Source organism: Nocardia sp. NPDC004573, from assembly GCF_053602135.1.
In genome coordinates this window covers 89,185-113,523 of record NZ_JBSGDA010000021.1, presented here as the reverse complement: position 1 = coordinate 113,523, position 24,339 = coordinate 89,185, and the positions used below count along the sequence as shown (strand labels likewise).

Genomic DNA, 24,339 nt, shown 5'->3' with positions numbered 1-24,339 from the left:
GTCAGGCGGCCTGGCGGAGGACGAGGAGACAGCGAGCTTCGACGGTGACGGTCGCGCCGCCGGGATACCCGGCGTCGGCCAGGCCGGTCGGCGTCGAGCAGTCCAGTGCCACCGACCATTCCGTGCCGTCGCCGGTGCTCGGTAGCACGAAGTCGATGGCCGCGTCATGGGCGTTGAAACACAACAGGAACGAATCGTCGGTGATCCGCTCACCGCGCGGGCCGGGTTCGGGGATCGCCTCGCCGTTGAGGTAGACCGCCAGCGACTTGCCGAATCCGCTGTCCCAGTCCGCTTCGGTCATCTCCTCGCCGGACGGGGTGAGCCAGGCGATGTCGCGGGCGTTGTCCGCCGACCGGATCGGCCCGCCCGCGAAGAAGCGGCGGCGCCGGAAGACGGGGTGCTGGGTGCGCAACGCCACCACCGCGCGGGTGAATTCGAGCAGATCGGCGTTCTCCTCCCGCAGCGACCAGTCCATCCAGGCCAGCGGTGAGTCCTGACAGTAGACGTTGTTGTTGCCGTGCTGAGTGCGGCCCATCTCGTCGCCGTGCGCGAGCATCGGCACACCCTGGCTGAGCATCAGCGTCGCCAGCAGGTTGCGACTCTGCCGGGCGCGCAGGGCGAGGATGCCCGGATCGTCGGTCGGGCCTTCGGCGCCGCAGTTCCACGAGCGGTTCCAGCTCTCGCCGTCCCGGTTGCCCTCGCCGTTGGCCTCGTTGTGCTTCTCGTTGTAGGACACCAGATCGCGCAACGTGAACCCGTCGTGCGCGGTGACGAAGTTGATGCTGGCGCTCGGCCTGCGGCCGGTGGCCTCGTACAGGTCCGAGGAACCGGTGAGCCGGGAGGCGAACTCGCCCAGCGTCGCCGGTTCACCGCGCCAGTAGTCGCGGACGGTGTCGCGGTATTTGCCGTTCCACTCCGTCCACAGGCTGGGAAAGTTGCCCACCTGGTAGCCGCCCTCGCCGACGTCCCACGGCTCGGCGATCAGCTTGACCTGGCTGACCACCGGGTCCTGCTGCACCAGATCGAAGAACGTCGAAAGCCGGTCCACGTCGTGCAACTCCCGCGCCAGCGTCGCGGCCAGATCGAAGCGGAAGCCGTCGACGTGCATCTCCAGGATCCAGTAGCGCAACGAGTCCATGATCAGCTGCAAGGTGTGCGGATGACGCACGTTGAGGCTGTTGCCGGTGCCCGTGTAATCCATGTAGTGCGAGGGGTCGTCGTCGACCAAGCGGTAGTAGGCGGCGTTGTCGATGCCGCGGAACCCGATCGTCGGGCCGCGGTGGTTGCCCTCGGCGGTGTGGTTGTAGACCACGTCGAGGATCACCTCGATGCCCTCGGCGTGCAGCGCGCGCACCATCGCCTTGAATTCGGTGACCGCCGACCCGGCACGGTCCATCGTCGCGTACTCGTTGTGCGGCGCGAGGTAGCCGAAGCTGTTGTAACCCCAGTAGTTTCGCAGTCCCTGGTCCAGCAGCACGCGATCGTGCAGGAATTGGTGCACCGGCATCAGTTCGATCGCGGTGACGCCCAATCCCTTCAGATGGCCGACGATCGCGGGGTGCGCGATGCCGGAGTAGGTGCCGCGCAACTCCTCCGGCACCTCGGGATGGGTCATCGTCATGCCCTTGACGTGCGCCTCGTAGATCACCGTCTCGTGGTAGGGGCGGTTGGGCGCGCGGTCGGCGCCCCAGTCGAAGTACGGGTTGATCACCACGCCGGTCATGGTGTGGCCGAGGGAGTCCAGACCGTGGGTGTAGAGCGAAGGGTGACCGTCGAAGTCACCGTCGAATGCCTTGCCGTACGGATCGAGCAGCAACTTGCTCGGGTCGCAGCGCCGGCCGCGGTCGGGGTCGTACGGGCCGTGCACCCGGAACCCGTAGCGCTGCCCGGGATCGATCCCGGGCAGATAGGCGTGCCAGACGTAGCCGTCGACCTCGTCGAGCGCGATCCGGGTCTCGGCGCCGTCCGCCTCGATCAGGCAGAGTTCGACCGCGTCGGCAACCTCCGAGAACACCGAGAAATTGGTGCCCGCGCCGTCGTAGGTGGCCCCGAGGGGATAGGCGGTGCCGGGCCAGACACCCAGTGGTGTCGCGTCGCCGGGCGCTGCGTCGGGCTGAGCCATGGCAACGACAGTAGCGGCAGCCGGGCGTCCGGCTGTGCGGGTGGTTGTGGCCGAGTTGATCAGGGGAGGTAGGAAGGGTTTTTCAGCCGGCGGCGGCGGTAGCCGAGAAGTACGGCGAGGCGCGGCAGGGCGAGGGCGAGCGGGTTGCGCGGCACTCGCGCCGCGGTGGGTCCTTCCCGCGCGGTCCAGGTTGTGCCGAGGCCGGAACATCTCCCAGTGCCGCAGCGGCGGGCGGATCTGTCGGGACATCGGCGCGCGGCGAGCGGGGAGGCGTACGCCCTCGTCGCTCGGCGTGGTTACGGGCGGGCGGCGTCCGCGGAGCCGATGCTCCCCGGACGGCTCGCGGGTCGGCGCTGGAGTGCGATCTCGGCGGAACCGGCAGGCCTCGTGATCGGCGACGATTCACCGCACGGAGGCCGGGGTGCGCGTCAGTCCGCGGGGGTGAGCGATCGCCGCCAGGTCTGGCCGACCAAGTCGTGTCCCCAGCTGTGATGCGGGCTCTGGTCGACGAGCTCGAACCCGGCCCGCTGATAGACGCGCCGTGCCGCGGTGAGGACGTCGTTGGTCCACAGCACGATCTCGCGGTAACCCGCCGCGGTGGCGAAGCGCAGGCATTCCTCGACGAGCGCCGTGCCGACGCCGAGGCCACGGGCGGTGGGCTCCACCAGCAGCAGCCGCAGCCGCGCGGTGTTGTCGTCCTCGCGGACGCAGAAGACGCTGCCCACCGGACGGCCGTCGGACTCCGCGATCCAGGCTCGCTCGCGCCGCTCGTCGCGGGAAGTCAGGTAGCCGGCCACGATGCGCACGATCAGTTCCTCGTAGGTCCCGTCCCAGCCGTATTCGTTCGCGTACAACTCCGCGTGACGCTGGATCACCCAGCCGTAGTCGCCGGAGCGCGGCGCGCGCAGCGTGCACGAGGGCCGGTCGGCGGGCTGGTCCAGGATCTGCTGGATGGTCCGCATGGCGGTGATCAGCCGGGCGCGGGCCGCCGGATGCCGCGCGTCGAGCAACGCGCCGACCTCGTCGCTGGAGCGCTGATCGAGCGTCGCGAAGACCTCCCGGCCCCTGTCGGTCAGCCGGACCTCTTGGCGTCGGCCGTCGCTGCCGGAGCGGTTGCGCCGCACCAGGCCGCCCTGTTCGAAGCGGGCCAGGATGCGGCTGAGGTAGCCGGCGTCGAGGTCGAGGGCATGCCGCAGCGCGACCACTTCGATCGTCTCGGACGTGGCCAGCTCGAACAGGATCCTGGCCTCGGTGAGGGAGTACCGGCTGTCGTGCAGTCCTTCGCGCAGGACGCCGATCACCCGGGTGTAGCGGCGGTTGAATTCGCGGACGGCGGCGATGTCGGCGGGCGCGGCAGCGGTCACGTCGGCTCCATTCTTTGACTTCGTCAAAGAATATTCCGCGATGCTGCCGCCGAGTGCGGAAACGGCAGAACTTCGCCCCGCCCTTGGGCACCCGCCCAGCTCGGATGCTAACTTGAACGGCGTTCAAGCCGCCCCGGACGGCCGGGGCCGTGACGCGAGGATTCCTGTGGCACTGACCCCCGACCAGATCACCGCACTCGACGCCGAGCATGTCTGGCATCCCTACGGCGGCTTCCCCGCCACGACCGAACCGCTGGTGGTGACCTCGGCCGCGGGAACCAGGCTGACCCTGGCCGACGGGCGCGAGCTGGTCGACGGCATGAGTTCCTGGTGGGCCGCGATCCACGGCTACCGGCATCCGGCGCTCGACGCCGCGCTGGCCGACCAGGCGCGGCGGATGAGTCACGTGATGTTCGGCGGGCTCACCCACGAGCCGGCGGCCCGGCTGGCCGAGCTGCTGGTCGAAGCGACACCGGCCGGGCTGGACAAGGTGTTCCTGTGCGACTCCGGCTCGGTCTCGGTCGAGGTCGCGGTGAAGATGTGCCTGCAGTACTGGCGTTCGCTGGGCAAACCGGAGAAGCGCCGCCTGCTCACCTGGCGCGGCGGGTATCACGGTGACACGTTCACCCCCATGAGCGTGTGCGACCCGGAGGGCGGCATGCACTCGCTATGGACGGACATCCTGGCCGACCAGGTGTTCGCGCCGGTGCCGCCGCGTGACTATCAGCCGGAGTATGCGGCGGAACTGGAGCGCCTGATCGCCGCGCGCGCAGGCGAACTCGCGGCGGTCATCGTGGAGCCGGTGGTGCAGGGCGCGGGCGGGATGCGCTGGCATCACCCCGATTACCTCACCGATCTGCGCAGGCTGTGCGACGAACACGGCGTGCTGCTGGTCTTCGACGAGATAGCGACCGGATTCGGCCGCACCGGAACACTTTTCGCCGCCGACCAGGCGGGGGTGAGCCCGGATGTGATGTGCGTCGGCAAAGCGCTGACGGGCGGCTATCTCACCCTCGCCGCCGCACTGTGCACCGCGCGGATCGCCGAGACGATCAGCGCGGCGCACGGCGGGCTCATGCACGGACCCACCTTCATGGGCAACCCGCTGGCCTGCGCGGTGGCCGTCGCGTCTATCGAGCTGCTGCGCTCGCGCGACTGGCGCGGTGAGGTGGCCCGGATCGAGGCGGAGCTGACGGCGGGCCTGGCTGCGGTGCGCGACCTGCCGGGCGTGGCCGACGCGCGGGTGCTCGGCGCGATCGGGGTGATCGAGCTGGAGCGCGCGGTCGACATGCGCGCCGCGACCGACGCCGCGGTGGCGACCGGGGTGTGGCTGCGCCCATTCCGCAACCTGGTGTACGCCATGCCGCCGTTCATCAGCACCTCCGCCGACATCGCCACGATCACTGCCGGGATGCGCGCCGCCGTGGCCGCGCAGGACGGTCGGTGACCGGTCAGGCGATCCACGGCGGGACGATTGTGCCGTCGCCGTCGGGGGTGCCCGCCCGCGCGCCCGCCGGTGCGGTGACGATGGCGGTGAAGCCGTCCGCGGTGCGCACCTGCCGCAGCGCGTTCGGCGGGAGGATCACCGTATCGCCCTCGGCCGCGGTGAGTTCCGTGCCGTCGACGGTGACGTCGATCCGTCCCGCGATGACGGTCCAGATCTGCTCCGCGTCGATGAAGTGCAGCGGTCCGGCGGTGTCGGCGGGGACCTCGACCCGCCACAGCGCGAGTTGCGAGCCCCCCTGGGTGGGGGAGGCGAGCGTGGTCATGACACCGCCGGGGGTCTCGGTGCGGCGGGTGTCGGAGTGTCGGATGACGGTCATCGGGCTACCACCTCTAAGATAGACAACATGGTTGTCCATATAGTCAACGAGGTTGTCCATCATGTCAAGTGACGCTGGTGGCTACGAGTTGCCGCTGCGCATGCTGCTCGGTTTCCGCACCGTGATCGACGAGGTGCACGCCGATCTGGCCGAGCACGGGCACGCCGCGTTGCGGCCGATGCACGGCTTCGTCTTCCAGGCGGTCGGCCGTGCGGGCGGGCCCTACGGGTGCACGGCCGCGGACCTCGGGCGGGCGCTCGGCGTCTCGAAACAGGCCGCGGGCAAACACATCGAGGCGCTGGAGCGGCTGGGCTACCTGCGTCGCGGGCACGATCCGACCGACGCGCGGCGCAAAGTCTACACGCTGACCGAACGCGCCGCGGACGTGCTGACCCGATCGGCGCGCACCTTCGACCGGATCCGCGATCGCTGGGCCGAGCGGCTCGGCGCGGACCGGCTGGCCGCGTTGGAACGCGATCTGCGCGAGTTGACGCCCGGCGAACTGTTCCGGCTCGACACGCCGAACTGGTTCACCGGTCCGTGAGCCGCCCGTGCGCGCCGGGCGGGTTCCCGGCGATCTCGGGACGATCGCTGTCCGACACCATCTCCCAGACCCGGAAGATGCAGTGGTAATCGTCCGACCAGCCGCGCACCATCAGCAGATAGGTGTCGCCGTCGCGCAGGACGATGCGGCGGCCGCGCAGTTTGGGATGCTCCGGCGTGTAGGTGGGCAGTACCCCGGCCAGCTTGGCCAGTGCCTGGGCGCGCGTGCCGACCACTTCCATGAGAATCCGGGGGGACCAGCGCTTGTGCTCGCCCGAGCCCGTTGTTTCCTCGACGACTATCGCCCACCGCGGCATCCGCCGTGTTCCTCCCCGGTGAAACTTCGTCACCGCGGGCCGGTGACCATCACCAACGACTGCCCTACGGTACCAGCGGGCGTCCTGAACGGTGTTCAAGTATGCTGCTCAGCTGTGACTACCGATCCGCTGAGCTGGCTGGACGAACGCGCCGCCGCGCGCGTGGCCGCGGGACTGCGCCGGGAACTGCGCCCGCGCGCCCCGCGGGCGACAACGATCGACCTCGCCTCCAACGACTACCTCGGCCTGGTCCACCATCCCGAAGTGCTCGAGGGCGCGATCGAGTCGGTGCGCCGCTGGGGCGCGGGGGCGACCGGGTCGCGCCTGGTCACCGGCACCACCACCGAGCACGAACTGCTGGAAACCGAGCTGGCCGAATTCGTCGGCGCCGAAGCCGGACTCGTGTTCGCCTCCGGATACGCGGCCAACCTCGGCGCGGTCACCGCACTCGCCGGGCGCGGCTCGCTCGTGGTCTCCGACGCGGGCAGTCACGCGTCGCTGGTGGACGCGTGCCGCCTCTCCCGCGCCCGGGTGGAGATCGCGCCGCACCGTGACGTCGCGGCGGTGGACCGGCTGTTGTCGGAGCGAACGGAAGACCGTGCGCTGGTGCTCACCGATTCGGTGTTCAGCGCCGACGGCGACCTCGCCCCGCTGGCCGAACTGCACCGCGTGACCAGGGCCAACGCGGCAGTGCTCGTGGTGGACGAGGCGCACGGCCTCGGCGTGCGCGGCGCGGGCGGACGCGGGTTGGTGCACGAGTCGGGCCTGGCCGGAGCGCCGGACCTGGTGATCACCGCGACCTTGTCGAAATCCCTTGCCGCACAGGGCGGTGTAGTGCTGGCCGGCGCGCGGGTGCGCGCCCACCTCGTCGACGCCGCGCGCACGTTCATCTTCGACACCGGTCTCGCGCCCGCCGCCGTCGGCGCCGCGCGGGCCGCCCTGCGCGTGCTGCGCGCCGAACCGGAACTGGCCGGGCGGGTGCTGGCTCGCGCCGCGGACATCGCGCGGATCGCCGGTGTGCCCACGCCACCCTCGGCGGTGGTGCCGGTCGTCCTGGGCCCGGCGCAGGCAGCCTTCGATGCCGCCCAGGCGTGCCGGGCGCGCGGACTGGACGTGGGCTGCTTCCGCCCGCCGACGGTTCCGGAGGGCACGTCGCGACTGCGGCTGACCGCGCGGGCGAATCTCACCGCGGCCGAACTCGACGGCATCGCGACGGTGCTCGGTGACGTACTGGCCGAGGCGCGCGAGGCGGTGCCCGCATGACCGTCCTGCTGATCACCGGAACCTCCACCGACGTCGGCAAGACCGTCGTCACCGCGGCGGTCGCCGCCGCGGCGCGGGCCAACGGTCGTTCGGTGGCGGTGTGCAAGCCGGGCCAGACCGGTGTCGCGGCAGGCGAACCCGGTGACCTCGCGGAGATCCAGCGGCTGTCCGGCGTCACCCGGACGGTCGAACTCGCCCGCTACCCGGACCCGCTGGCGCCCGACACCGCCGCCCGCCGCGCCGGGCTGCCGGAACTGACCCTCGCCGATACCGCCGCCGCCGTCGATGCCCTGTCCGACGCCGACCTCGTCCTGGTCGAGGGCGCGGGCGGATTGCTGGTGCGCCTCGGCGATTTCACCTTGCTCGACCTCGCGCAGAAACTCGGCGCGCCCGTCCTGCTGGTCACCGCCGCCGCGTTGGGCACGCTCAACCACACCGAATTGACCACCCGCGCCCTGCAATCGGCGGGCGTGCGATGCGCGGGCCTGGTGATCGGTTCCTGGCCCGCCGAACCGGACCTGGCCGCCGAGTGCAACCGCACCGACCTGCCCCGTGTCACGGGCGTCGACCTGGTGGGCTCGGTGCCGGAGGGCGCGGGCGGCTGGCAGCGCGCGCGATTCACCGCCGCCGCCCCGGGCTGGTTCGATCCCGCGTGGTCGCCGTTCCGCTGACGAGTCGCGCCCGCGGGGTGAACCTCGGACGAACTCGCCGAGTTGTGCGGCAGTTCGGGCGCGTGGTCGCGTCCGGGGTCGGGGCGGAGTTCGCCGAGTTGGGCGGAAGTCTGCCTGCGTGGTCGTGCCTGGGGTGGGGCGCAGGAGGTGGCCGAATGATTCGGCCCTAGGTCGGCCCGTCTCGGCGTAAAGCGCTGCGTGAGTCTGTCGGTGCCGCTGCCTAGAGTGAGACGCATGACCGCGACATGGATCCGGTGGCACGTGCGTGCGCCCCGCGCGACTGTCTACCGCCTGCTGTTGGACGCGGAATCGGTGCGGCATTGGGTGGGGCCCGATGGAATGTCCAGCCGTGTGCACGAATTCGATCCCACCGAAGGCGGCGTGTTCCGTATCACGTTCACCGCCGACGAGTCCACCGGTACCGGCGACACCTACCACGGTCGTTTCGCCCGGCTGATCCCGGACGAGCAGGTAGTGGGGGTCATCCAGGTCGAGACCGACGATCCAACGGCGACCGGCAAGCAAACCATCACCTACGTCCTCGGTGACGCCGGGGGAGGCACCGATGTCGTGGCGATGCATGAAGGTCTTCCGGATGCCATCACCCCCGAGGACAACGAACTCGGCTGGCGGATCTCGCTCGGCAAACTCGCGGCGATCGCCGAGGCGGCACGCTGAGCGGTAGCGGGCTCGTGGCGACCATCCGCATCCGTGCCTACAGTGGGGTGGATGTCGCCGATGGACGCCCGGCACCCGTCCACCGTCTCCGATTGGGACGACGCGCGACGCCGAGCTCGGCTGCGGGACACGAGCCTGGGGCACGGGTGGAAGACGTTGCGCCGGACCAGAATGACGCTGCTTCGGGTGGCCGCACTGCTGCTGACCGGACTGGTGGTATTCGCGCAGTACTGGAAGTACGACGTCGCGCCGGAACAGGTGCGACTGGCGCGCACCGAGCCGGCCATCCTGCCCGTCGCCCCGCCGGTGGACCCGCAGAACTGGGACACCGTCGTGGTGGACCTGGTCGGGCTCGGCGGGCTCGACGCCAGTGACACCGCCGCAGCACTGCCCGCGCTGCGCAGAATGGGCATGGTGTGGGCGATCCGCTACGACAACGAGGGCCTCGACACCAAGGTGATCGCCGACCTCGTCGTGCGCGCCGCCGAACTGTCCGGCCTGCGCAACGTCGTGCTCGTCGGCCACAGCATGGGCGGCGTGATCGCGCTGGAGGTCGCCGAGCACATCCACCGCGACAGCGATCGCAGGCTGGTCGGGGTGGTGCTGGACTGCACGCCGGTGGACCTGAACGCCGTCCGGCCGGAGAGCCGCGGGCGCGGTGAGGACATGCTGCGCTGGATGGGCTGGCTGCCCGGAGCCCGGGAGAGCCGGGCGCTGCGGTTGGCCGTGGAGACCTATGCCCGCCGCGACCGTTTCCTCGACCGTGGCGACGGGGTCCCCGGCATCCGCTTCGGCAAGCTGGGCGAGGTGCTGACGGAAGTGCTGCGGGAGAAGATCGGCTCGCGCGACGCCGCGAGCAACGGTCTGATCGAATCGCAGTTCACCGCCATCGTGGCCGGTGGCGCGGCCGACGACCTGCGCACCCTGGCCCAGCCCGTCGCGGACAAGCCGCGGCCCGCGATCGTCTTCATCCGGCCACGCAACGCGAGCGCCGACCGCGTGGTCGACGTCGAGTACTCCCACCGGGTGCTGATCGAGCAGTCCGGCGGAGTGGACGGCACGCTGCTGGTGGTGCTGGCGCGAAACACCGGGCACGCCAATCCGATGCAGCGCCCGCGGGAGTACAACACGGTGATCGAGCAGCAGATCCTGCCGTTCGTGCAGCGCTATCAACAGCAGGTCCGGTCGACGACGGTGGCCGCGCCGCCGCGCTGAGGGGTTCGAACCAGGCTGAGACAAACGGTTTTCGCGCCGGTTTCGTCTTGTTTCAATTCGCCTATGTTCCGACCAAGTACGTTCCGGTCCGGCCTCCGTGGCCGCGCGACCGCCGCATTGCTCGCCGTGGCGACCGTCGCGACGCTCGGACTCACCGGCTGCGCGAAGGACGACAAGCCGGTCGGTCCCACCGCCGACGGACCGCTGCCCACCGAGGTTCCCGCCGGAACCACCCTGGTGGTCGCCGACCAGTCCGAGCGCCTGCAGTCCGTGCTGCGCCTGTCCGGCGAGCTCGACAAGCTGCCGTTCAAGGTGGAGTTCGCCAACTTCGTCGGCGGTCCGGCCATCCTGGAGGCATTCCGCGCGGGCGCCGCCGATGTGGCGCAGGTCGGTGACGTCCCGCCGATTCATGCCTTGGTGGCCGGGCAGGACGTGCCGATCATCGCGTCCTATCAGACCAGCACCACCGCCTTGAAACTCGCGGTGGCGCCGGGCAAGCCGGTGGCGAAACTGGCGGATCTGAAGGGCAAGAAGATCGCCTACGCCGAAGGCACCGCGCAGCAGGCCGCCGTGCTGCGCGCCATCGACAAGGCCGGTCTCACCACCTCCGACGTGCAGTTGATCCGGCTGCAACTGGCCGAGTTCCCCGATGCGGTGCGCACCGGCCAGGTCGACGTCGCGCCGCTGATCGAACCGAACGTCACCCGGTTCCTGCGCACGCCCGGCGCCTCGCTGATACCCGACTCCGAGACCGCGGGCATCTACGGCGGCCTCGCCTACCTCTACGCCCGCCGCGCCGTCGTGCGGGACCCGGCGAAGGCGGCCGCCGCGCGCGCGTTGGTCGGCGCGTTCGTCCGGGCCTACCAATGGGCCAACACCCACCCCGAGGACTGGGCGCGCCGGTACTACGTGGAGAACCAGAAGGTGAGCGCCGACGACGCCAAGCGCATCGTGGAATCGCTGGGTGTCTACGTCTTCCCGCATCTGGACCAGCAGCTCGTCGACCGGCAGCAGGCCACCATCGACGCCATCGCCAAGGCGGGCGAACTGCCCAAGAAGGTGCAGGCGTCCACCGGTTTCGACCTGCGCTTCGACGCCGCGATCACGCAGGCGGTCACCGAGAGCGGCGCCTCGTTCGAACCGAAGGCACGCTGATGGCGACCCTCGACGCCGGTGTGCTGCGCCGCATCGGGCGCGGCCGCTCCGAAGCCCGGCCCGCACTGGCGAAACGCAAACCGGCCCGACCGCGCCTGGGACCCGGCCGCCCGATTCCGTTCGGCATCGCGCTGGGACCCGCCTTGCTGATCGCGGCGTGGGTGCTCGGTTCCACCACGGGCACATTGGATCAGGAAACCCTGCCCGCCCCGTGGACGGTCGCCGAGACCGCCGGTGACCTGCTCGCCGACGGCCGCCTGCAGAGCAATCTGCTGACCTCCGTGCAGCGTGCCGCGATCGGGCTCGCGCTCGGTGTCGCGATCGGCCTGGTGCTGGCGTTGGTGGCCGGGCTCAGCCGGATCGGGGAAGCGTTGGTGGACGGCCCGATCCAGATCAAGCGCGCCATTCCCACGCTCGCGCTGATCCCGCTGTTCATCGTGTGGTTCGGCATCGGCGAGGAGATGAAGCTGGTGGTCATCACCACCAGCGTGGCGATCCCGATCTACCTGAACACCCACGCGCACCTGCGCAGCGTCGACGCCAGGTACGTGGAACTCGCCCAGACGGTGGGGTTGTCGCGGTGGGGGTTCATCCGCCGGATCGCACTGCCGGGATCGCTGCCCGGATTCTTCACCGGCCTGCGGCTGGCCGTCACCATCTCGTGGCTGGCGCTGGTCGTGGTGGAACAGGTCAACGCCACCAGCGGCATCGGCTATCTCATGACTCAGGCCCGCACCTACGGCCAGATCGACATCATCGTGGTCGGCCTGGTGATCTACGGCCTACTCGGGCTGTTCGGCGACATCCTGGTGCGCGCCGCGGAAAGGAAGGCGCTGTCATGGCGGCAGACACTCGGGGACTGAACGTCGTGCGCGCCCGGCGGCTGCGCCGTGGCTTCGGCGACCGGGTCGTGCTGCGCGACCTCGACATCGACATCGCCGGTGGCGAGTTCGTCGCCCTGCTCGGCCGCAGCGGTTCCGGCAAGAGCACGCTGCTGCGGGCGCTGGCCGAATTGGACTACGACGTGCCGGGATCCGGCGAGCTGAGCGTGCCCGCCGAGCGCTCCGTGGTGTTCCAGGACTCGCGGTTGCTGCCTTGGGCGCGGGTGCTCGACAACGTCACCCTCGGCCTCGGCGGCTCGGACGCGGCCGGTCGCGGTCGCGCGGCGCTGGCCGAGGTCGGGCTCGCCGGACGGGAGAAAGCCTGGCCCAAGGAACTTTCCGGCGGCGAACAACAGCGCGTCGCGCTGGCGCGCTCGCTGGTCCGCGAACCCGAACTGCTGCTGGCGGACGAGCCGTTCGGCGCGCTGGACGCGCTGACCCGGATCAAGATGCACGCGCTGCTGCAGGATCTGTGCACCAAGCATCGGCCCGCCGTCCTGCTGGTCACCCACGATGTGGACGAGGCGGTGCTGCTCGCCGATCGCGTCCTGGTGCTCGACGACGGTCGCATCGCGGTGGACCAGCGCATCGACCTGGAACGCCCCCGCCGCCACGGCGACCCCGCGTTCCTGCGGCACCGCTCCCTGCTGCTGGCCAGCCTGGGTGTCGACGTCGCGGACACGCCCACCGACGAGAAGAAAGCCTCATGACCACACCGCGCCAACTCAGCCTCAACGCCTTCATCTACCCCTCCGGCCACCACGAAGCCGCCTGGCGGCATCCGTGGAGCAGCCCCGAGCGGATCTACGACGTCGCCTACTACCAGGAGATCGGCCGCACCGCCGAAGCGGCGAAGCTGGACGCGGTGTTCTTCGCCGACGGTCCCGCCCTGCGCACCGAGGTCAAGCACAACGCGGCCTCCGGCCTGGAGCCGATCACCCTGCTCACCGCGATCGCCACGGCGACGACGCACCTCGGCCTCATCGCCACCGCGTCGACCACGTACTACGAGCCCTACAACCTGGCCAGGTTGTTCTCCACGCTGGACCACATCTCCGGCGGCCGCGCGGGCTGGAACATCGTCACCACCGGCACCGACCTCGCGGCGGCGAACTTCGGCCTGGCCGAGCATCCCGGGCACGCCGAGCGATACGCGCGAGCGAGGGAGTTCGTCGACGCGGTGCTCGCGCTGTGGGACAGCTGGGAAGACGACGCCATCGTCTTGGACCGGGCCTCCGGCGTGTACGCCGACCCGGAGAAGATCCACCGGATCGACTTCGAGGGCGAACACCTGCGCGTGCGCGGGCCGTTCAACGCGCCGCGCACGCCGCAGGGCCACCCGGTGCTGGTGCAAGCGGGCTCGTCGAACGACGGCCGGGCGTTCGCGGGCAAGTACGCCGAGGCGATCTTCACCGCGCATCAGCGGCTCAGCGACGCGCAGGCGTTCTACGCCGACATCAAAGCGCGGGCACGCGACTTCGGGCGCGACCCCGAGCACGTCAAGATCCTGCCCGGGATCAGCCCGTTCATCGCCGATACCGAGGCGGCGGCCAAGAAACTGGAGCGGGAGTTCAACGAACTCACCGTGCCGGAGTACGGCTTGACCCAGCTCGAGGGCATCGCCGGGACGAGCCTGCGGCACCTGTCGCTGGACGAGCCCATTCCGGTCGAATTGTTCGCCGACGCGGGCGATGTCACCGACAACGGGCAGAGCCGGTTGCAGGTCGTGGCGGGCATCGTGCAGCGCGAACGGCCGACCGTGCGCGGTCTGCTGCACCGCCTCGCCGGTGCGCGCGGTCACCGGGTGTTCGCCGGAACCCCCGAGCAGGTCGCCGACACCATCGAGGAATGGTTCCGCAACGGCGCCGCCGACGGATTCAACGTCATGCCGCCGTACTACCCGGGCGGCCTGGAGGTCTTCGCGGAGACCGTCGTGCCGATCCTGCAGGAGCGCGGCCTGTTCCGCACCGAGTACACCGGCACCACCCTGCGCGACCACTTCGGCCTGCCCCGACCCGACAGCCGCTTCGCCCTGCAGCCCGCGCTGACCCGGTGAGCGGCGCCGACGGCAGCGACTGTCCCGCTGCTCTGCGGCTGCTCGATGCCGACGGTGTGCGAACCGGCACCGACCAGCGAATCGCACTCCGGTGGGGCCTGTGGCCGACAGGGGTCGGCCTCGCCTCGGCCGGTGCTTGCGGACGGGACCTGACCAGCCGGAGCCGGGCGCGGCGACGCTCCCGGAACACCCGGTCGACGCGGCGATGAGCGAGCGTACTGTCGCGCTCGGCGAAGTGGCGGGGGTGCGGTTGCGGTCGCTGGTCTGGACCGTGTTCGTGCCGATGGTGGTGTACGGCATCGGGTCCGGCGCGGCGGCCCCGATGTACGCGCTGCGCGCGCTGGATCTGGGGGCTTCGGCCGGTCTGGCCGGAGTCGTCGTCGCCCTGTCCGGGTTGGGCATGGTGCTCACCGATCTGCCTGCCGGGCGGGTCGTCGCCACGATCGGAGAGCGCGGCGCGCTGGCGGTGGGCTCGGTGCTCGGGGCGATCGGCGTGCTCACGGCGATCGTCGCGCCGAATGTCGGCGTGCTCGCGCTGGGAATGCTGCTGGGCGGCGCGGCGAGCGCGGTGTGGGGCCTGGCCCGCCAGTCCTATCTCGTAACCGTGGTGCCCGCGCACGACCTCGGGCGCGCGATGTCCACGCTGGCCGGTTCGATGCGGCTGGGGTTCTTCTGTGGACCGTTTCTCGGTGCGGTCGTGGTGCATTCGCTCGGTCCCCACGGTGCGCTGTGGTTACAACTGGTGGCCACGGTGGTATCGGGCGCGGCCATGGCGGCGATCCGATCGCCCGAGGCATCGGGTGGGTCGGGCGCCGGGCCCGCCCTGACCGCGATCGTGGTCGAGCACCGCAGGACCCTCGGCACGCTCGGACTGGCCGCGTTGCTGGTCGGCGCCGCGCGGGCGGCGCGGCTTGCGTTGCTGCCGTTGTGGGCCGCGCACATCGGGATGAGCGCGTCGACCACCAGCCTGGTGTTCGGCGTCGCGGGCGCGATGGACGTGCTGATGTCCTATCCGGCCGGGGTGTGGCTGGATCGTTACGGCAGACGCGCCACCGGCGTGCCGTCGATGATCCTGTTCGCCGCCGGATTCGGCGTGCTGCCGTGGACTTCCTCGGTGCTCGGGCTCGGTTGCGCCGCCCTACTGCTCGGTCTCGCCAACGGCATGAGCAACGGGCTGATCATGACGGTAGGCGCCGATGTCGCGCCCGACGGGCAGCGCGCGGAATTCCTCGGCGCCTGGCGGCTCACCCACGACCTCGGCATGTTCGCCGGGCCGGTGGCGGTCGGCGCGATCAGCGCCGTGACCGTGCTCGGCGCAGCGGCCATCGCGCTCGCGCTCGCCGCCGCCGCGGGCGCCTACACGATGCACCGATGGTTCCCTGGCGCGGTCGGACCACCGGCGCGGCAGGCCTCCGCCGAGACCGGGTAGACGCTCGGCCTCGGCCACCCTTCCGCGGGATATGAGATTTCCACTCTCGGCAGGTGTCGCTGCGGCGTTGTCACCGGCGTGCGTCGGTAGGGTGCTGCGGCATGCCCATATCCTTCCGTCGTCGATTCGGTCTCGTCACCGCAGCGGTGAGCATGTGTGTCACGGTCACCTTCGGGGCGGCGCCGGCGACCGCGGAAATCCCGGCGACCGGGCAGCTGAGCGGGATCGAGCTGCTCGATCCCGCGTGGACCTTTTCCGAGGCCGCGGCGTCGTTCGGGATCGTCTACACCACGATCGATCAGCACGGCGCGCCCGCGCAGGCGTCCGGTGCGCTGTATCTACCCGCGGGATTACCGCCGCGGGGCGGCTGGCCGCTGGTGGTGTGGGCACATGGAACCGCGGGCATCGGCGATGCCTGCGCACCGTCGCGCCGCCCGCAGTCCGAGCGGAACAAAACCTATTTCGATCAGATACTGAACCACGGATACGCGGTGCTGGCTCCCGACTATCAGGGGCTCGGCACGCGCGGGCAGTTCAGCTACTACAACGCGAACGTCGAGGGGATGTCGATAGTGGACGCGGTCGCGGCGATGCGCGCGACTCCGATTCCGCTGTCGCACAAGTGGGTTGTCGTCGGCCAGTCGGAAGGTGCGCACGCCGCGATGAGCGCGGCCGGCTTGTACGCCGAGAAAGGCGGATCCGCCACGGGATTGAGCGGAGTGGTAGCCACCGGTCTGCGCACCGACCCCAGCAAGAGCCTGCCGGAGATGTTCCGGCGAACCTCCGCCGGCTCCGAGAATCAGATCGCCTACGCGGCGTATTTCCTGGCCTCGATGGAGGAACTGAACCCAGGCAGCGTCACCCCGTACCTCTCCGATTTCGGCAAGGGATTCGTGGAAAAAGCCGCGCACGAATGTCTTTCGCATCTGGTCGAGCACGCGGGCGGCCGCCGGCCGTGGACGCTTGTCGCCGATCCCGACCGGCCGACGCCCACCTTCGCCGCGGACATCGCCGCCTTGACGGGATACCCGGAAGACCGTTTCACCAGTGATCTCATGATCGGCTACGGCACCGCGGACATCGATGTGCCGCCCACCGACACCGAGAACTACGGGACGACACTGCGAGAGGCGAACACCGGAATCCGGGTGACAGTTCAGCAGTACCCGGGCAAGGACCACAGCGGCGCCTTTCTGGCATCGCTTCCGGACACGTTGGCATTTCTGGAGACCCACCTGCGCTGACTCGGCGCGGGGCCGTCCGGCCCGCCGCGACGCCGAGTCCGGAACTGCCGTCCTCACCCACTGGGCGTCAGCGGACGCGGGTGCCGAGCAGGTGCCGCACACCCGCGACGAACAGTTGCAGGCCGAAGTCGAAACGGGCGGTGGCGTCGGTGGTTTCCTCCAGCGGCGACGCGCCCTCGGGCAGGGCGCCCACCGAGTCCATCTGCATCCGCGACTGCTCGTCCACGGTCTCGCCGAGGACGTAGTAGAGCAGCGTGAACGCCGTGAGTTCGGCCTCTTCGCGCGGCATGCCCGCCCGGATCGCGGCGCTCACCAGACGTTCCCGTCCCTTGCTCGTGGTGAGCCGGGAAGCATAGGTCGCCGAGACCAATTCGGCGCCGTCGCGGTAGGCCAGCAGGCAGTTGCGCAGCCGGTGGGCCAGTTCGGTGAGCTGCCCCGACCATTCCTCGGCCTCGATCGGGTCCTCCATCGGCGCGAGGATCTTGTCCGCCACCGCGCCCAGCAACGCCTGCTTGTTGGGGAAGTGCCAGTACAACGCGCCCGGCTGGACCTGGAGGGAACCGGCCAATCTGCGCATGGTGAGGTCGGCCAGGCCGTATCGGTCCAGAATCGCGATGGCGCCGTCGACCACGTCCGCCCGGTGCAATTGCACTCGATGCCCTTCCCGTCGTGCTTTGACTCACTCCTACCGCTACCCTAGCCTGAACACCGTTCAAGTTGCACGGCCACCTCGGCCGGACGAAGGGATTCGTTGCAGTGACCCAGGCACCTGTAGACACCGGCATTCTGTCGATCGCCCGCGAGCAGGTGCTCGAGCGGGGGGAAGGACTGAACCAGGAGCAGACCCTCGAGGTGCTGCGCTCGGGCGACGACCAGCTGGAGGAACTGCTCGCCCTCGCCCACGAGGTGCGCATGAAGTGGTGCGGCCCGGAGGTCGAGGTCGAGGGCATCATCAGCCTGAAGACCGGCGGCTGCCCGGAGGACTGCCACTTCTGCTCACAGTCGGGCCTGTTCCAGTCCCCGGTGCGCGCCGCGTGGCTGGACATCCCGAGCCTGGTCGAGGCCGCCAAGCAGACCGCGAAGACCGGCGCCACCGAGTTCTGCATCGTGGCAGCGGTGCGCGGTCCCGACGAGCGCCTGATGGCCCAGGTGGCCGCGGGCGTCGAGGCGATCCGCAACGAGGTCGACATCCAAGTGGCCTGCTCGCTCGGCATGCTCACCCAGGAGCAGGTCGACCAGCTGGCCGCCATGGGCGTGCACCGCTACAACCACAACCTGGAGACCTCGCGCTCCTACTTCCCCAACGTGGTCACCACGCACACCTGGGAGGAGCGCTGGGACACCCTGCGCATGGTCCGCGAAGCGGGCATGGAGGTCTGCTGCGGCGGCATCCTCGGCATGGGCGAGACGCTGGAGCAGCGCGCGGAGTTCGCCGCGAACCTGGCCGAACTCGAGCCCGACGAGGTGCCGCTGAACTTCCTCAACCCGCGACCGGGCACCCCGTTCGGCGATCTGGAGGTGCTGCCCGCCTCCGACGCGTTGCGGGCCGTCGCCGCGTTCCGGCTCGCGCTGCCGCGCACCATGCTGCGCTTCGCGGGCGGCCGCGAGATCACCCTGGGTGATCTGGGCGCCAAGCAGGGCATTCTGGGCGGCATCAACGCCGTCATCGTCGGCAACTACCTGACCACCCTCGGTCGCCCGGCCGAACAGGACCTGGACTTGCTCGGCGAGCTGAAGATGCCGATCAAGGCGCTCAACGAAACGCTCTGACCGGCTCGGTTGCGACGATGAGGCAGACGAGCATGGGTACTGTCATCACTATGGACGAGCGCTACAACCCGTTCACCGGCAAGCGAATCGTGCCGGGCCTCGACGACGTCATCCCGGCCGCCGCCGCGCTGGGCCTGGAGCCGCCGCGCTTCTGCGAACAGTGCGGTCGCCGCATGATCGTGCAGGTGAACCCGGACGGCTGGTGGGCCAAGTGCTCCCGGCACGGCGTCATCGACTCGGCCGCATCGGAACGCCGCTAGTGGCGTCGTCGGTGCGGGCCGAGGCGCGCGCGGCGGCAGTGGTCGCCGCCGCCGTGGTGGTGGTGAGCGCGCTCGCGGGCGTCGCATGGGGCTTCTCGGCGCCGACCGAGCGGCTGCTCGTGGTGGAGCCGGGCCGCGGGGTGGCGCTGACCGGGGAGAGCACGCATCAATTCGACGCGCTGGCGATCTTCGTGCTGGCGGGAGCGGTGCTCGGGCTGCTCTGCGCGCTCGCTGTGTGGCGGTGGCGTTCGGCACGCGGGCCGCTGCAGCAGATCGGCCTGTTGATCGGCTCCGGCCTGGGCGCGGTGGTGATGGCCACCGCGGGGGAGCAGATCGCCGCCTGGTCGCATCCACGCCCGAGCGACCCGCCGGTGGGCCAGATCGTCACGTTGCCGATCGAACTGGGCAGTGCGCTCGCGCTGATCGTGCAGCCGCTGATCGCGTCGTTCGTGATGCTGTTCCTCGCCGCGCTCAGCGCGTCGGAGGATCTCGGCAGCGGCCGCGGCGCCGCCCGGGACGAGGAAGGATACGACACCCGCGCCGCGGTCCCCTACGGTGCGGCTGCGAGTGGGGGAGAGCTGCCCTATCGTGGCTACGAGCCTGCCTCGGAGCAGTATTCGGTTCCCGAATACCGGCCGCGGTACTGAGGCGTCGTCTCGTACCACCGTGGGCGTGGAGCGAAGCGTGCGCGGAAGGAACAGGACGCGACCTCGGTTCGAACGCGGTGAGCGTGGCCGACGCCGATGGCATCTTCCGCAGGAGCTTGCACGAACTCGGGGTGTCGCTGCCGCGCCGCTGGATGATGTGGGCGGCCGTGCGCGCGGCTCACCGGTTGCGTGGCGCGAGCGCGGGCGATGTCGCCCGGTTCGTCGCCGTCGCTGTTCCCTCGGTGTTCTTCATGGTCGTCCCCGTGACCGTGGTGACGGTGTTCCTCCTGTTGTTCTGGCTGGTCGAACTGGCCTTCTGGGCCGCATCGCGGGTGGCGCAACGGACCGAAGCCCCGCCACCCGACCCGCAGGTGAAAACCGCCTGACCGGTTACGCCGCCACGCCGGAACACGCAAAAGCCCCGCACCCGAAAGGCGCGGGGCTCTTACCTGGCTACGTCGATCAGATCGCGCGGACGTCCTGGGCCTGCGGGCCCTTCTGTCCTTGGCCGATCTCGAACTCCACGCGCTGTCCTTCTTCGAGGGACTTGAATCCCGAGCCGGACACGGCGGAGTAATGAACGAAGACGTCGGCGCCGCCACCGTCTTGCGCGATGAAGCCGAAGCCCTTTTCGCTGTTAAACCACTTCACACTGCCTTGAGCCATTGCTTACTTCAATCTTTTCTGTAGGTGAGCCGAGCGAATCACTTCGATAGCCCGGTCTCACGGTCCACCCTGCCATGAACCGGTTCCACTTCACACCGCGCACCCCGGTTTGTGAGCAAACCGACACGAGCGCTCGTCGTCGATCCCACTGCTCGACCCCTGGCAAAGGTCTCCCGGCCGACTCGCCCGCTCTCGTGGCGGACTGACCGAGCCGTGCGGCCGAGCCGCCGTGCACAGACGGGGATCGGTGCGGCCGGTCCGCCGTCGAGGTAGCCGCAGGGTACCGGCGACGAAAATACGTAGAGGTGCGAATGGCAGCGAGGATAGGGTGGGCGGCCGGAAGCGGCCGAGAAGTGCCGAAGGAGGTAGGCGATGAGTCGAGCACATCGAGTGGCGGCCGAAACGCCTCCTGCCGAGAAGGAGCGCGCTGATCTGGCGGCGTGGCGGCGGCGAGATGCCCTGCGCCGCAGCAATGCCGCGCGCCCGGTGCCGAGCAAGCGGCAGTATCGACGCCGGGACAAGCACGGCAAAGCGGCCACCGACTACTGAGCGAAACCTGCTCGCCATACGCCGACAGTGCGCGAGGAACTGTTCGAGTGTGGGAAGTGTTCCGGCGTAGTGAAGTGATCAGGATGCCCCGGGCGGGCGCAGGGCGGCGAATTCGTCCGTCACGCGCAGGCCGGAGTCGCTGAAACGGTAGACCGCGGCGGGGCGGCCGCCCGCTCGGCCGGGTGCGGCGGTGGCGCCGGTGGGCGTGATCACTTTGCGGCGGGACAGAACTCGCTGGAGGTTCGTCGGATCTACGTCGTATCCGAGTGCGGCGCAATATATTTCGCGCAAGGTGGACATCGTGAACCGGTCCGGGGCGAGGGCGAAGGCGATGTTGGTGTAGGACAGTTTCGCGGCCAGGCGGGTGCGGGCGTGGTCGACCACCGTGCGGTGGTCGAAGGACATGTCCGGCAGCGCCGAGACCGGGTGCCAGGAGGTGTCCGAGGGCAGGTGCGGGTCGGCGGTGAGCGGAACGAGGCCGAGGTAGGCCGAGGCGATGCGGCGCGGGCTCGGCACCCGGTCGGGGGCGCTGAACACCGAAAGCTGTTCCAGATGGCTCAACTCGCGCACGTCGACCTTCTCGGCGAGCTGACGGCGCGCGGAGGTGTCGAGGTCCTCGTCGTCGCGCAGCCGGCCGCCGGGGAGCGACCAGGTGCCCTTCTGCGGGTCCAGCGCCCGCTCCCACAGCAGCACCGCGAGTTCGGTCCGCTGATCGGGCGGACAGCGCCGCAGCATGCCCTCCGCGCGATCCACGGAGGTGTGACCTGCGGCGATGTCTCGGGGGAAGCGGCGAACCTGGAACACCGCGGTGAGCGATTCGTGGATGGTGCTACTATGGGCCACGTTTTCGATTATAAGTCGAAAACCTGGTTAGGTGCGAATCGGCGGGGTAGCCGACCGCACGAGGAAGGGAGCCATCCATGGCGACGACGGGTGCGAAACTGGCGCCTCCGCTGATGGGGCAGGTGTTCGACGGGCCCACCGGGTTCGCGGGTGTCGAGGCTGGGCCGGAGTGGGCACAGGAAGTCAAGCGACTGGCCAGGGAGCGCAACGCGACGATCCTGGCGCACAACTACCAGCTGCCGGAGATCCAGGACGTGGCCGACCATGTCGGCGACTCGCTGGCGCTGTCGCGGATCGCGGCCGAGGCGCCCGAGGACACGATCGTGTTCTGCGGCGTGCACTTCATGGCCGAGACCGCCAAGATTCTCAGCCCCGCCAAGACCGTGCTCATCCCGGATCAGCGCGCGGGATGTTCGCTCGCGGATTCGATCACGGCCGAGGAACTGCGCGCCTGGAAGGCCGAGCACCCGAACGCGGTCGTCGTGTCCTACGTGAACACCACGGCCGAGGTGAAGGCCCTCACCGACATCTGCTGCACCTCGTCCAACGCGGTGGACGTGGTCGCCTCGATCGACCCTGACCGCGAGGTGCTGTTCCTGCCCGACCAGTTCCTCGGCGCCCACGTCAAACGGGTCACCGGTCGCGCGAACATGCACATCTGGGCGGGTGAGTGCCACGTGCACGCGGGCATCAACGGCGACGAGCTGACCGAGCAGGCGCGCACCCATCCGGACGCGGAGCTGTTCGTGCACCCCGAATGCGGCTGCGCCACCTCGGCGCTGTACCTCGCGGGCGAGGGCGCGTTCCCGGCCGAGCGGGTGCACATCCTGTCCACCGGAGGCATGATCGACGCGGCCAAGGCGGCGAAGTCGAATCAGGTGCTGGTGGCCACCGAGGTCGGCATGCTGCATCAGCTGCGCAAGGCCGCCCCCGGCATCGACTTCCAGGCCGTGAACGACCGGGCCTCGTGCAAGTACATGAAGATGATCACCCCGGCGGCGCTGCTGCGCTGCTTGGTGGAGGGCCGCGACGAGGTGCACGTCGATCCGGAAACCGCTGCGCTGGGACGTAACTCGGTGCAGCGGATGATCGCGATCGGCAATCCCGGCGGCGGTGAATGAGTCCGACCGCTGCCCTGGCGGCGGGTCGCTCTCCGGCGGGGCGCGCTGAGCGCGACGCCCGCGCCGGAGGGCGTTCGCGGATCGGAAGACAGAGAGGCGCGGGCCGATGACAACCCGGGTTTCGATCGACTGGGAGGCCGAGGCCGATCTGGTCGTGATCGGCGGCGGCGTCGCGGGACTGACCGCGGCGCGCACCGCGTCACTGCGTGGCCTGCGGGTGCTCACGCTCAGTAAAGGCGGGCCGACCGACACGTCCACCCAGTACGCCCAGGGCGGTATCGCCGTCGTGGCGCCGCACGGGGATTCGGTGGAATCGCACGTGCACGACACGGTGGAGGCGGGTGCCGGACTATGCGACGTGGACGCGGTGCGCTCCATCGTCGAGGGCGGGCAGGCCGCCGTCGCCGCTCTCACCGATCTGGGCGCGGTGTTCGACCTCGGCCGCGACGGCCAGATCTCGCGGACCCGCGAAGGCGGGCACAGCACCCGCCGCATCATCCACGCCGGGGGCGACGCCACGGGGGCGGAGGTGCAGCGGGCGCTGAACGAGGCCGGGCTGCCGGTGCTGTTCGGTGCGGCGGTCGCCGACGTCGTCACCGGGCCGAACGGCGTGCGCGGCGTCGTAGCGGTGTCGGAGCGGGGGTTCGGCGTCGTGCACGCGCCCGCCGTGCTGCTGGCCACCGGCGGCCTCGGACAGCTGTACGCGCTGAGCACCAATCCGCCGGGCGCCACCGCGGACGGCGTCGCGCTCGGGCTGCGGGCCGGTGCGACCGTCGCCGATCTCGAGTTCGTGCAGTTCCATCCGACCGTGCTGTACACCCCGGGTGGCCTGGGGCGCAGGCCGCTGATCAGCGAAGCCGTGCGCGGCGAAGGGGCGAGGCTGGTCGACACCGCAGGCGACCCGGTGACCGCGGGCGTGCATCCGCGCGGCGACCTCGCTCCCCGCGATGTCGTCTCCCGTGCCATCGCCGCGCGCATGCGAGCGCTCGGCGCCGAGCACGTCTACCTGGACGCGCGCTCGATCGACGGATTCCCGCAACGGTTTCCGACGATCACCGCCTCCTGCCTGGCGGCGGGCATCGATCCGCGCACGGACCTCATCCCGGTCGCGCCCGCCGCGCACTACCAGTGCGGGGGAGTGGCCACCGACACCCACGGCCGCACCGGAGTGCCCGGTCTCTACGCGGCGGGCGAGGTCGCGCGCACCGGTCTGCACGGGGCGAACCGGCTGGCGTCCAACAGCTTGCTGGAGGGACTGGTGGTCGGCGAGCGCGCCGGAGCCGCTGCTGCCGAACGGCTCGGTGAGCGCGCCGGGGTGCACGAGTTTGCCGTGCGCTCCGCCGAATACGCCGACCGTGCCGTGGTGCAGGGCCTGATGACCACGCATGCCTCGGTGGTCCGCGACCGTGCGGGGCTCGCCGAAGCGCTCAAGCGACTCGACGACGTGGTCACCCGCCGCGACACGCGTACCGCCGCACATCCGGTCGCCGGGATCGAGGACGCCGCGCTCACGCTCACGGCCCGCGCCCTGCTGCTCGCCGCGCTCGCCCGCACCGAGAGCCGCGGCTGCCACACCCGGTCGGATCACCCGGACGCCGTGCCCGCCCTCCGGCACGGCCTCCCGATCCGGCTGAACGGCGACGGCGTCCCCGAGTACGCACCCATTCCCTGATCACAGCCGCCGAGCGGGTATCCGGTGGGGACGCCGTCCGCTCGGCGAGG

26 protein-coding genes are annotated in these 24,339 nt (G+C 70.3%); 19 read left to right on the top strand and 7 right to left on the bottom strand.

Annotated elements, in window-relative coordinates; all coding sequences use genetic code 11:
- Position 1 precedes the first annotated feature (1 nt).
- Together glgX and ACWEKR_RS27225 are read right to left on the bottom strand one after the other, a co-directional pair.
- Entirely contained in the window at positions 2–2,122 is a 2,121-nt protein-coding gene (glgX, locus tag ACWEKR_RS27230; RefSeq protein WP_452356875.1) for a glycogen debranching protein GlgX, read from the bottom strand.
- 428 nt (positions 2,123–2,550) lie between these two features.
- Positions 2,551–3,486, bottom strand: a complete 936-nt coding sequence (locus tag ACWEKR_RS27225) for a bifunctional helix-turn-helix transcriptional regulator/GNAT family N-acetyltransferase (RefSeq protein ID WP_452356874.1) — start codon at positions 3,484–3,486, stop codon at positions 2,551–2,553.
- 166 nt (positions 3,487–3,652) lie between these two features.
- Here ACWEKR_RS27225 and ACWEKR_RS27220 point away from each other — a divergent pair, with 166 nt between their 5' ends.
- Positions 3,653–4,933, top strand: coding sequence for an adenosylmethionine--8-amino-7-oxononanoate transaminase (locus ACWEKR_RS27220; RefSeq protein ID WP_452356873.1), 1,281 nt, complete (start codon positions 3,653–3,655; stop codon positions 4,931–4,933).
- 4 nt (positions 4,934–4,937) lie between these two features.
- On the opposite strand, the gene ACWEKR_RS27215 is transcribed toward ACWEKR_RS27220, so the two are convergent.
- Positions 4,938–5,309, bottom strand: a complete 372-nt coding sequence (locus ACWEKR_RS27215; protein ID WP_159845948.1) for a cupin domain-containing protein — start codon at positions 5,307–5,309, stop codon at positions 4,938–4,940.
- Between the two features lie 61 nt (positions 5,310–5,370).
- On the opposite strand from ACWEKR_RS27215, the gene ACWEKR_RS27210 reads away from it, so the two are divergent.
- Positions 5,371–5,853: a MarR family winged helix-turn-helix transcriptional regulator gene (locus ACWEKR_RS27210; RefSeq protein WP_159845945.1), complete on the top strand. Its 483-nt coding sequence runs from the start codon at positions 5,371–5,373 to the stop codon at positions 5,851–5,853.
- On the opposite strand, the gene ACWEKR_RS27205 is transcribed toward ACWEKR_RS27210, so the two are convergent.
- The gene (locus ACWEKR_RS27205) at positions 5,840–6,169 is read right to left on the bottom strand and encodes a hypothetical protein (protein WP_159845943.1); all 330 of its coding nucleotides are present in this window, start codon (positions 6,167–6,169) and stop codon (positions 5,840–5,842) included. The two genes, ACWEKR_RS27210 and ACWEKR_RS27205, sit on opposite strands and share 14 nt — an antisense overlap.
- A 114-nt stretch (positions 6,170–6,283) precedes the next feature.
- Between ACWEKR_RS27205 and ACWEKR_RS27200 the strand changes: the two genes are divergently transcribed.
- The 10 genes from ACWEKR_RS27200 (at position 6,284) to ACWEKR_RS27155 (ending at position 16,761) form a co-directional block, all read left to right on the top strand.
- Positions 6,284–7,432, top strand: coding sequence for an 8-amino-7-oxononanoate synthase (locus ACWEKR_RS27200; RefSeq protein WP_452356872.1), 1,149 nt, complete (start codon positions 6,284–6,286; stop codon positions 7,430–7,432).
- On the top strand, positions 7,429–8,103 hold the full coding sequence (bioD, locus tag ACWEKR_RS27195) for a dethiobiotin synthase (protein ID WP_452356871.1): 675 nt from the start codon (positions 7,429–7,431) through the stop codon (positions 8,101–8,103). Before ACWEKR_RS27200 ends, bioD begins: the two co-directional genes overlap by 4 nt.
- A gap of 234 nt (positions 8,104–8,337) precedes the next feature.
- Entirely contained in the window at positions 8,338–8,781 is a 444-nt protein-coding gene (locus ACWEKR_RS27190) for an SRPBCC domain-containing protein (protein ID WP_452356870.1), read from the top strand.
- Between the two features lie 51 nt (positions 8,782–8,832).
- Positions 8,833–9,996: an alpha/beta fold hydrolase gene (locus tag ACWEKR_RS27185; RefSeq protein WP_452356869.1), complete on the top strand. Its 1,164-nt coding sequence runs from the start codon at positions 8,833–8,835 to the stop codon at positions 9,994–9,996.
- Between the two features lie 63 nt (positions 9,997–10,059).
- Positions 10,060–11,151 (top strand): ABC transporter substrate-binding protein, encoded by a 1,092-nt coding sequence (locus tag ACWEKR_RS27180; protein WP_195087722.1) that lies wholly within the window; start codon positions 10,060–10,062, stop codon positions 11,149–11,151.
- Positions 11,151–12,014: an ABC transporter permease gene (locus ACWEKR_RS27175; RefSeq protein ID WP_195087724.1), complete on the top strand. Its 864-nt coding sequence runs from the start codon at positions 11,151–11,153 to the stop codon at positions 12,012–12,014. The genes ACWEKR_RS27180 and ACWEKR_RS27175 overlap by 1 nt, the downstream gene beginning before the upstream one ends.
- Positions 11,990–12,742, top strand: a complete 753-nt coding sequence (locus ACWEKR_RS27170) for an ABC transporter ATP-binding protein (protein ID WP_195087726.1) — start codon at positions 11,990–11,992, stop codon at positions 12,740–12,742. Before ACWEKR_RS27175 ends, ACWEKR_RS27170 begins: the two co-directional genes overlap by 25 nt.
- Positions 12,739–14,088 (top strand): LLM class flavin-dependent oxidoreductase, encoded by a 1,350-nt coding sequence (locus ACWEKR_RS27165; RefSeq protein WP_452356868.1) that lies wholly within the window; start codon positions 12,739–12,741, stop codon positions 14,086–14,088. Before ACWEKR_RS27170 ends, ACWEKR_RS27165 begins: the two co-directional genes overlap by 4 nt.
- Before the next feature lie 205 nt (positions 14,089–14,293).
- Positions 14,294–15,517: an MFS transporter gene (locus ACWEKR_RS27160; RefSeq protein ID WP_452356867.1), complete on the top strand. Its 1,224-nt coding sequence runs from the start codon at positions 14,294–14,296 to the stop codon at positions 15,515–15,517.
- Between the two features lie 101 nt (positions 15,518–15,618).
- Complete coding sequence (locus ACWEKR_RS27155; RefSeq protein ID WP_452356866.1) at positions 15,619–16,761, top strand: alpha/beta hydrolase family protein; 1,143 nt, start codon at positions 15,619–15,621, stop codon at positions 16,759–16,761.
- Between the two features lie 67 nt (positions 16,762–16,828).
- On the opposite strand, the gene ACWEKR_RS27150 is transcribed toward ACWEKR_RS27155, so the two are convergent.
- Complete coding sequence (locus ACWEKR_RS27150) at positions 16,829–17,413, bottom strand: TetR/AcrR family transcriptional regulator C-terminal domain-containing protein (protein WP_159845910.1); 585 nt, start codon at positions 17,411–17,413, stop codon at positions 16,829–16,831.
- 104 nt (positions 17,414–17,517) lie between these two features.
- Here ACWEKR_RS27150 and bioB point away from each other — a divergent pair, with 104 nt between their 5' ends.
- The 4 genes from bioB (at position 17,518) to ACWEKR_RS27130 (ending at position 19,824) form a co-directional block, all read left to right on the top strand.
- Entirely contained in the window at positions 17,518–18,531 is a 1,014-nt protein-coding gene (bioB, locus tag ACWEKR_RS27145) for a biotin synthase BioB (RefSeq protein WP_452356865.1), read from the top strand.
- Positions 18,532–18,563: 32 nt separating this feature from the next.
- Positions 18,564–18,791 carry a biotin synthase auxiliary protein BsaP gene (bsaP, locus tag ACWEKR_RS27140; RefSeq protein ID WP_452356864.1) on the top strand — a complete coding sequence of 76 codons (228 nt, stop codon included), beginning with the start codon at positions 18,564–18,566 and terminating at the stop codon, positions 18,789–18,791.
- Positions 18,791–19,438, top strand: coding sequence for a DUF2567 domain-containing protein (locus ACWEKR_RS27135; RefSeq protein WP_452356863.1), 648 nt, complete (start codon positions 18,791–18,793; stop codon positions 19,436–19,438). Before bsaP ends, ACWEKR_RS27135 begins: the two co-directional genes overlap by 1 nt.
- Positions 19,439–19,515: 77 nt before the next feature.
- Entirely contained in the window at positions 19,516–19,824 is a 309-nt protein-coding gene (locus ACWEKR_RS27130) for a DUF1353 domain-containing protein (RefSeq protein ID WP_452356862.1), read from the top strand.
- 76 nt (positions 19,825–19,900) lie between these two features.
- On the opposite strand, the gene ACWEKR_RS27125 is transcribed toward ACWEKR_RS27130, so the two are convergent.
- Complete coding sequence (locus tag ACWEKR_RS27125) at positions 19,901–20,104, bottom strand: cold-shock protein (protein WP_040741190.1); 204 nt, start codon at positions 20,102–20,104, stop codon at positions 19,901–19,903.
- Between the two features lie 372 nt (positions 20,105–20,476).
- On the opposite strand from ACWEKR_RS27125, the gene ACWEKR_RS27120 reads away from it, so the two are divergent.
- Positions 20,477–20,653 (top strand): hypothetical protein, encoded by a 177-nt coding sequence (locus ACWEKR_RS27120; protein WP_452356861.1) that lies wholly within the window; start codon positions 20,477–20,479, stop codon positions 20,651–20,653.
- Positions 20,654–20,731: 78 nt separating this feature from the next.
- On the opposite strand, the gene ACWEKR_RS27115 is transcribed toward ACWEKR_RS27120, so the two are convergent.
- On the bottom strand, positions 20,732–21,496 hold the full coding sequence (locus tag ACWEKR_RS27115; protein ID WP_452356860.1) for an NUDIX hydrolase: 765 nt from the start codon (positions 21,494–21,496) through the stop codon (positions 20,732–20,734).
- Positions 21,497–21,573: 77 nt separating this feature from the next.
- Here ACWEKR_RS27115 and nadA point away from each other — a divergent pair, with 77 nt between their 5' ends.
- On the top strand, positions 21,574–22,617 hold the full coding sequence (gene nadA / locus ACWEKR_RS27110; protein WP_195087742.1) for a quinolinate synthase NadA: 1,044 nt from the start codon (positions 21,574–21,576) through the stop codon (positions 22,615–22,617).
- 106 nt (positions 22,618–22,723) lie between these two features.
- Entirely contained in the window at positions 22,724–24,289 is a 1,566-nt protein-coding gene (locus tag ACWEKR_RS27105) for an L-aspartate oxidase (protein ID WP_452356859.1), read from the top strand.
- The last annotated feature ends 50 nt before the right edge of the window (positions 24,290–24,339 follow it).

Coding starts and splice junctions, on each gene's coding strand:
- glgX (WP_452356875.1), bottom strand. CDS start 2,122: ATGGCTCAGCCCGACGCAGCGCCCGGCGACGCGACACCACTGGGTGTC.
- ACWEKR_RS27215 (WP_159845948.1), bottom strand. CDS start 5,309: ATGACCGTCATCCGACACTCCGACACCCGCCGCACCGAGACCCCCGGC.
- ACWEKR_RS27210 (WP_159845945.1), top strand. CDS start 5,371: ATGTCAAGTGACGCTGGTGGCTACGAGTTGCCGCTGCGCATGCTGCTC.
- ACWEKR_RS27205 (WP_159845943.1), bottom strand. CDS start 6,169: ATGCCGCGGTGGGCGATAGTCGTCGAGGAAACAACGGGCTCGGGCGAG.
- bioD (WP_452356871.1), top strand. CDS start 7,429: ATGACCGTCCTGCTGATCACCGGAACCTCCACCGACGTCGGCAAGACC.
- ACWEKR_RS27190 (WP_452356870.1), top strand. CDS start 8,338: ATGACCGCGACATGGATCCGGTGGCACGTGCGTGCGCCCCGCGCGACT.
- ACWEKR_RS27185 (WP_452356869.1), top strand. CDS start 8,833: ATGTCGCCGATGGACGCCCGGCACCCGTCCACCGTCTCCGATTGGGAC.
- ACWEKR_RS27180 (WP_195087722.1), top strand. CDS start 10,060: ATGTTCCGACCAAGTACGTTCCGGTCCGGCCTCCGTGGCCGCGCGACC.
- ACWEKR_RS27175 (WP_195087724.1), top strand. CDS start 11,151: ATGGCGACCCTCGACGCCGGTGTGCTGCGCCGCATCGGGCGCGGCCGC.
- ACWEKR_RS27170 (WP_195087726.1), top strand. CDS start 11,990: ATGGCGGCAGACACTCGGGGACTGAACGTCGTGCGCGCCCGGCGGCTG.
- ACWEKR_RS27165 (WP_452356868.1), top strand. CDS start 12,739: ATGACCACACCGCGCCAACTCAGCCTCAACGCCTTCATCTACCCCTCC.
- ACWEKR_RS27160 (WP_452356867.1), top strand. CDS start 14,294: ATGAGCGAGCGTACTGTCGCGCTCGGCGAAGTGGCGGGGGTGCGGTTG.
- ACWEKR_RS27155 (WP_452356866.1), top strand. CDS start 15,619: ATGCCCATATCCTTCCGTCGTCGATTCGGTCTCGTCACCGCAGCGGTG.
- bsaP (WP_452356864.1), top strand. CDS start 18,564: ATGGGTACTGTCATCACTATGGACGAGCGCTACAACCCGTTCACCGGC.
- ACWEKR_RS27125 (WP_040741190.1), bottom strand. CDS start 20,104: ATGGCTCAAGGCAGTGTGAAGTGGTTTAACAGCGAAAAGGGCTTCGGC.
- ACWEKR_RS27120 (WP_452356861.1), top strand. CDS start 20,477: ATGAGTCGAGCACATCGAGTGGCGGCCGAAACGCCTCCTGCCGAGAAG.
- nadA (WP_195087742.1), top strand. CDS start 21,574: ATGGCGACGACGGGTGCGAAACTGGCGCCTCCGCTGATGGGGCAGGTG.
- ACWEKR_RS27105 (WP_452356859.1), top strand. CDS start 22,724: ATGACAACCCGGGTTTCGATCGACTGGGAGGCCGAGGCCGATCTGGTC.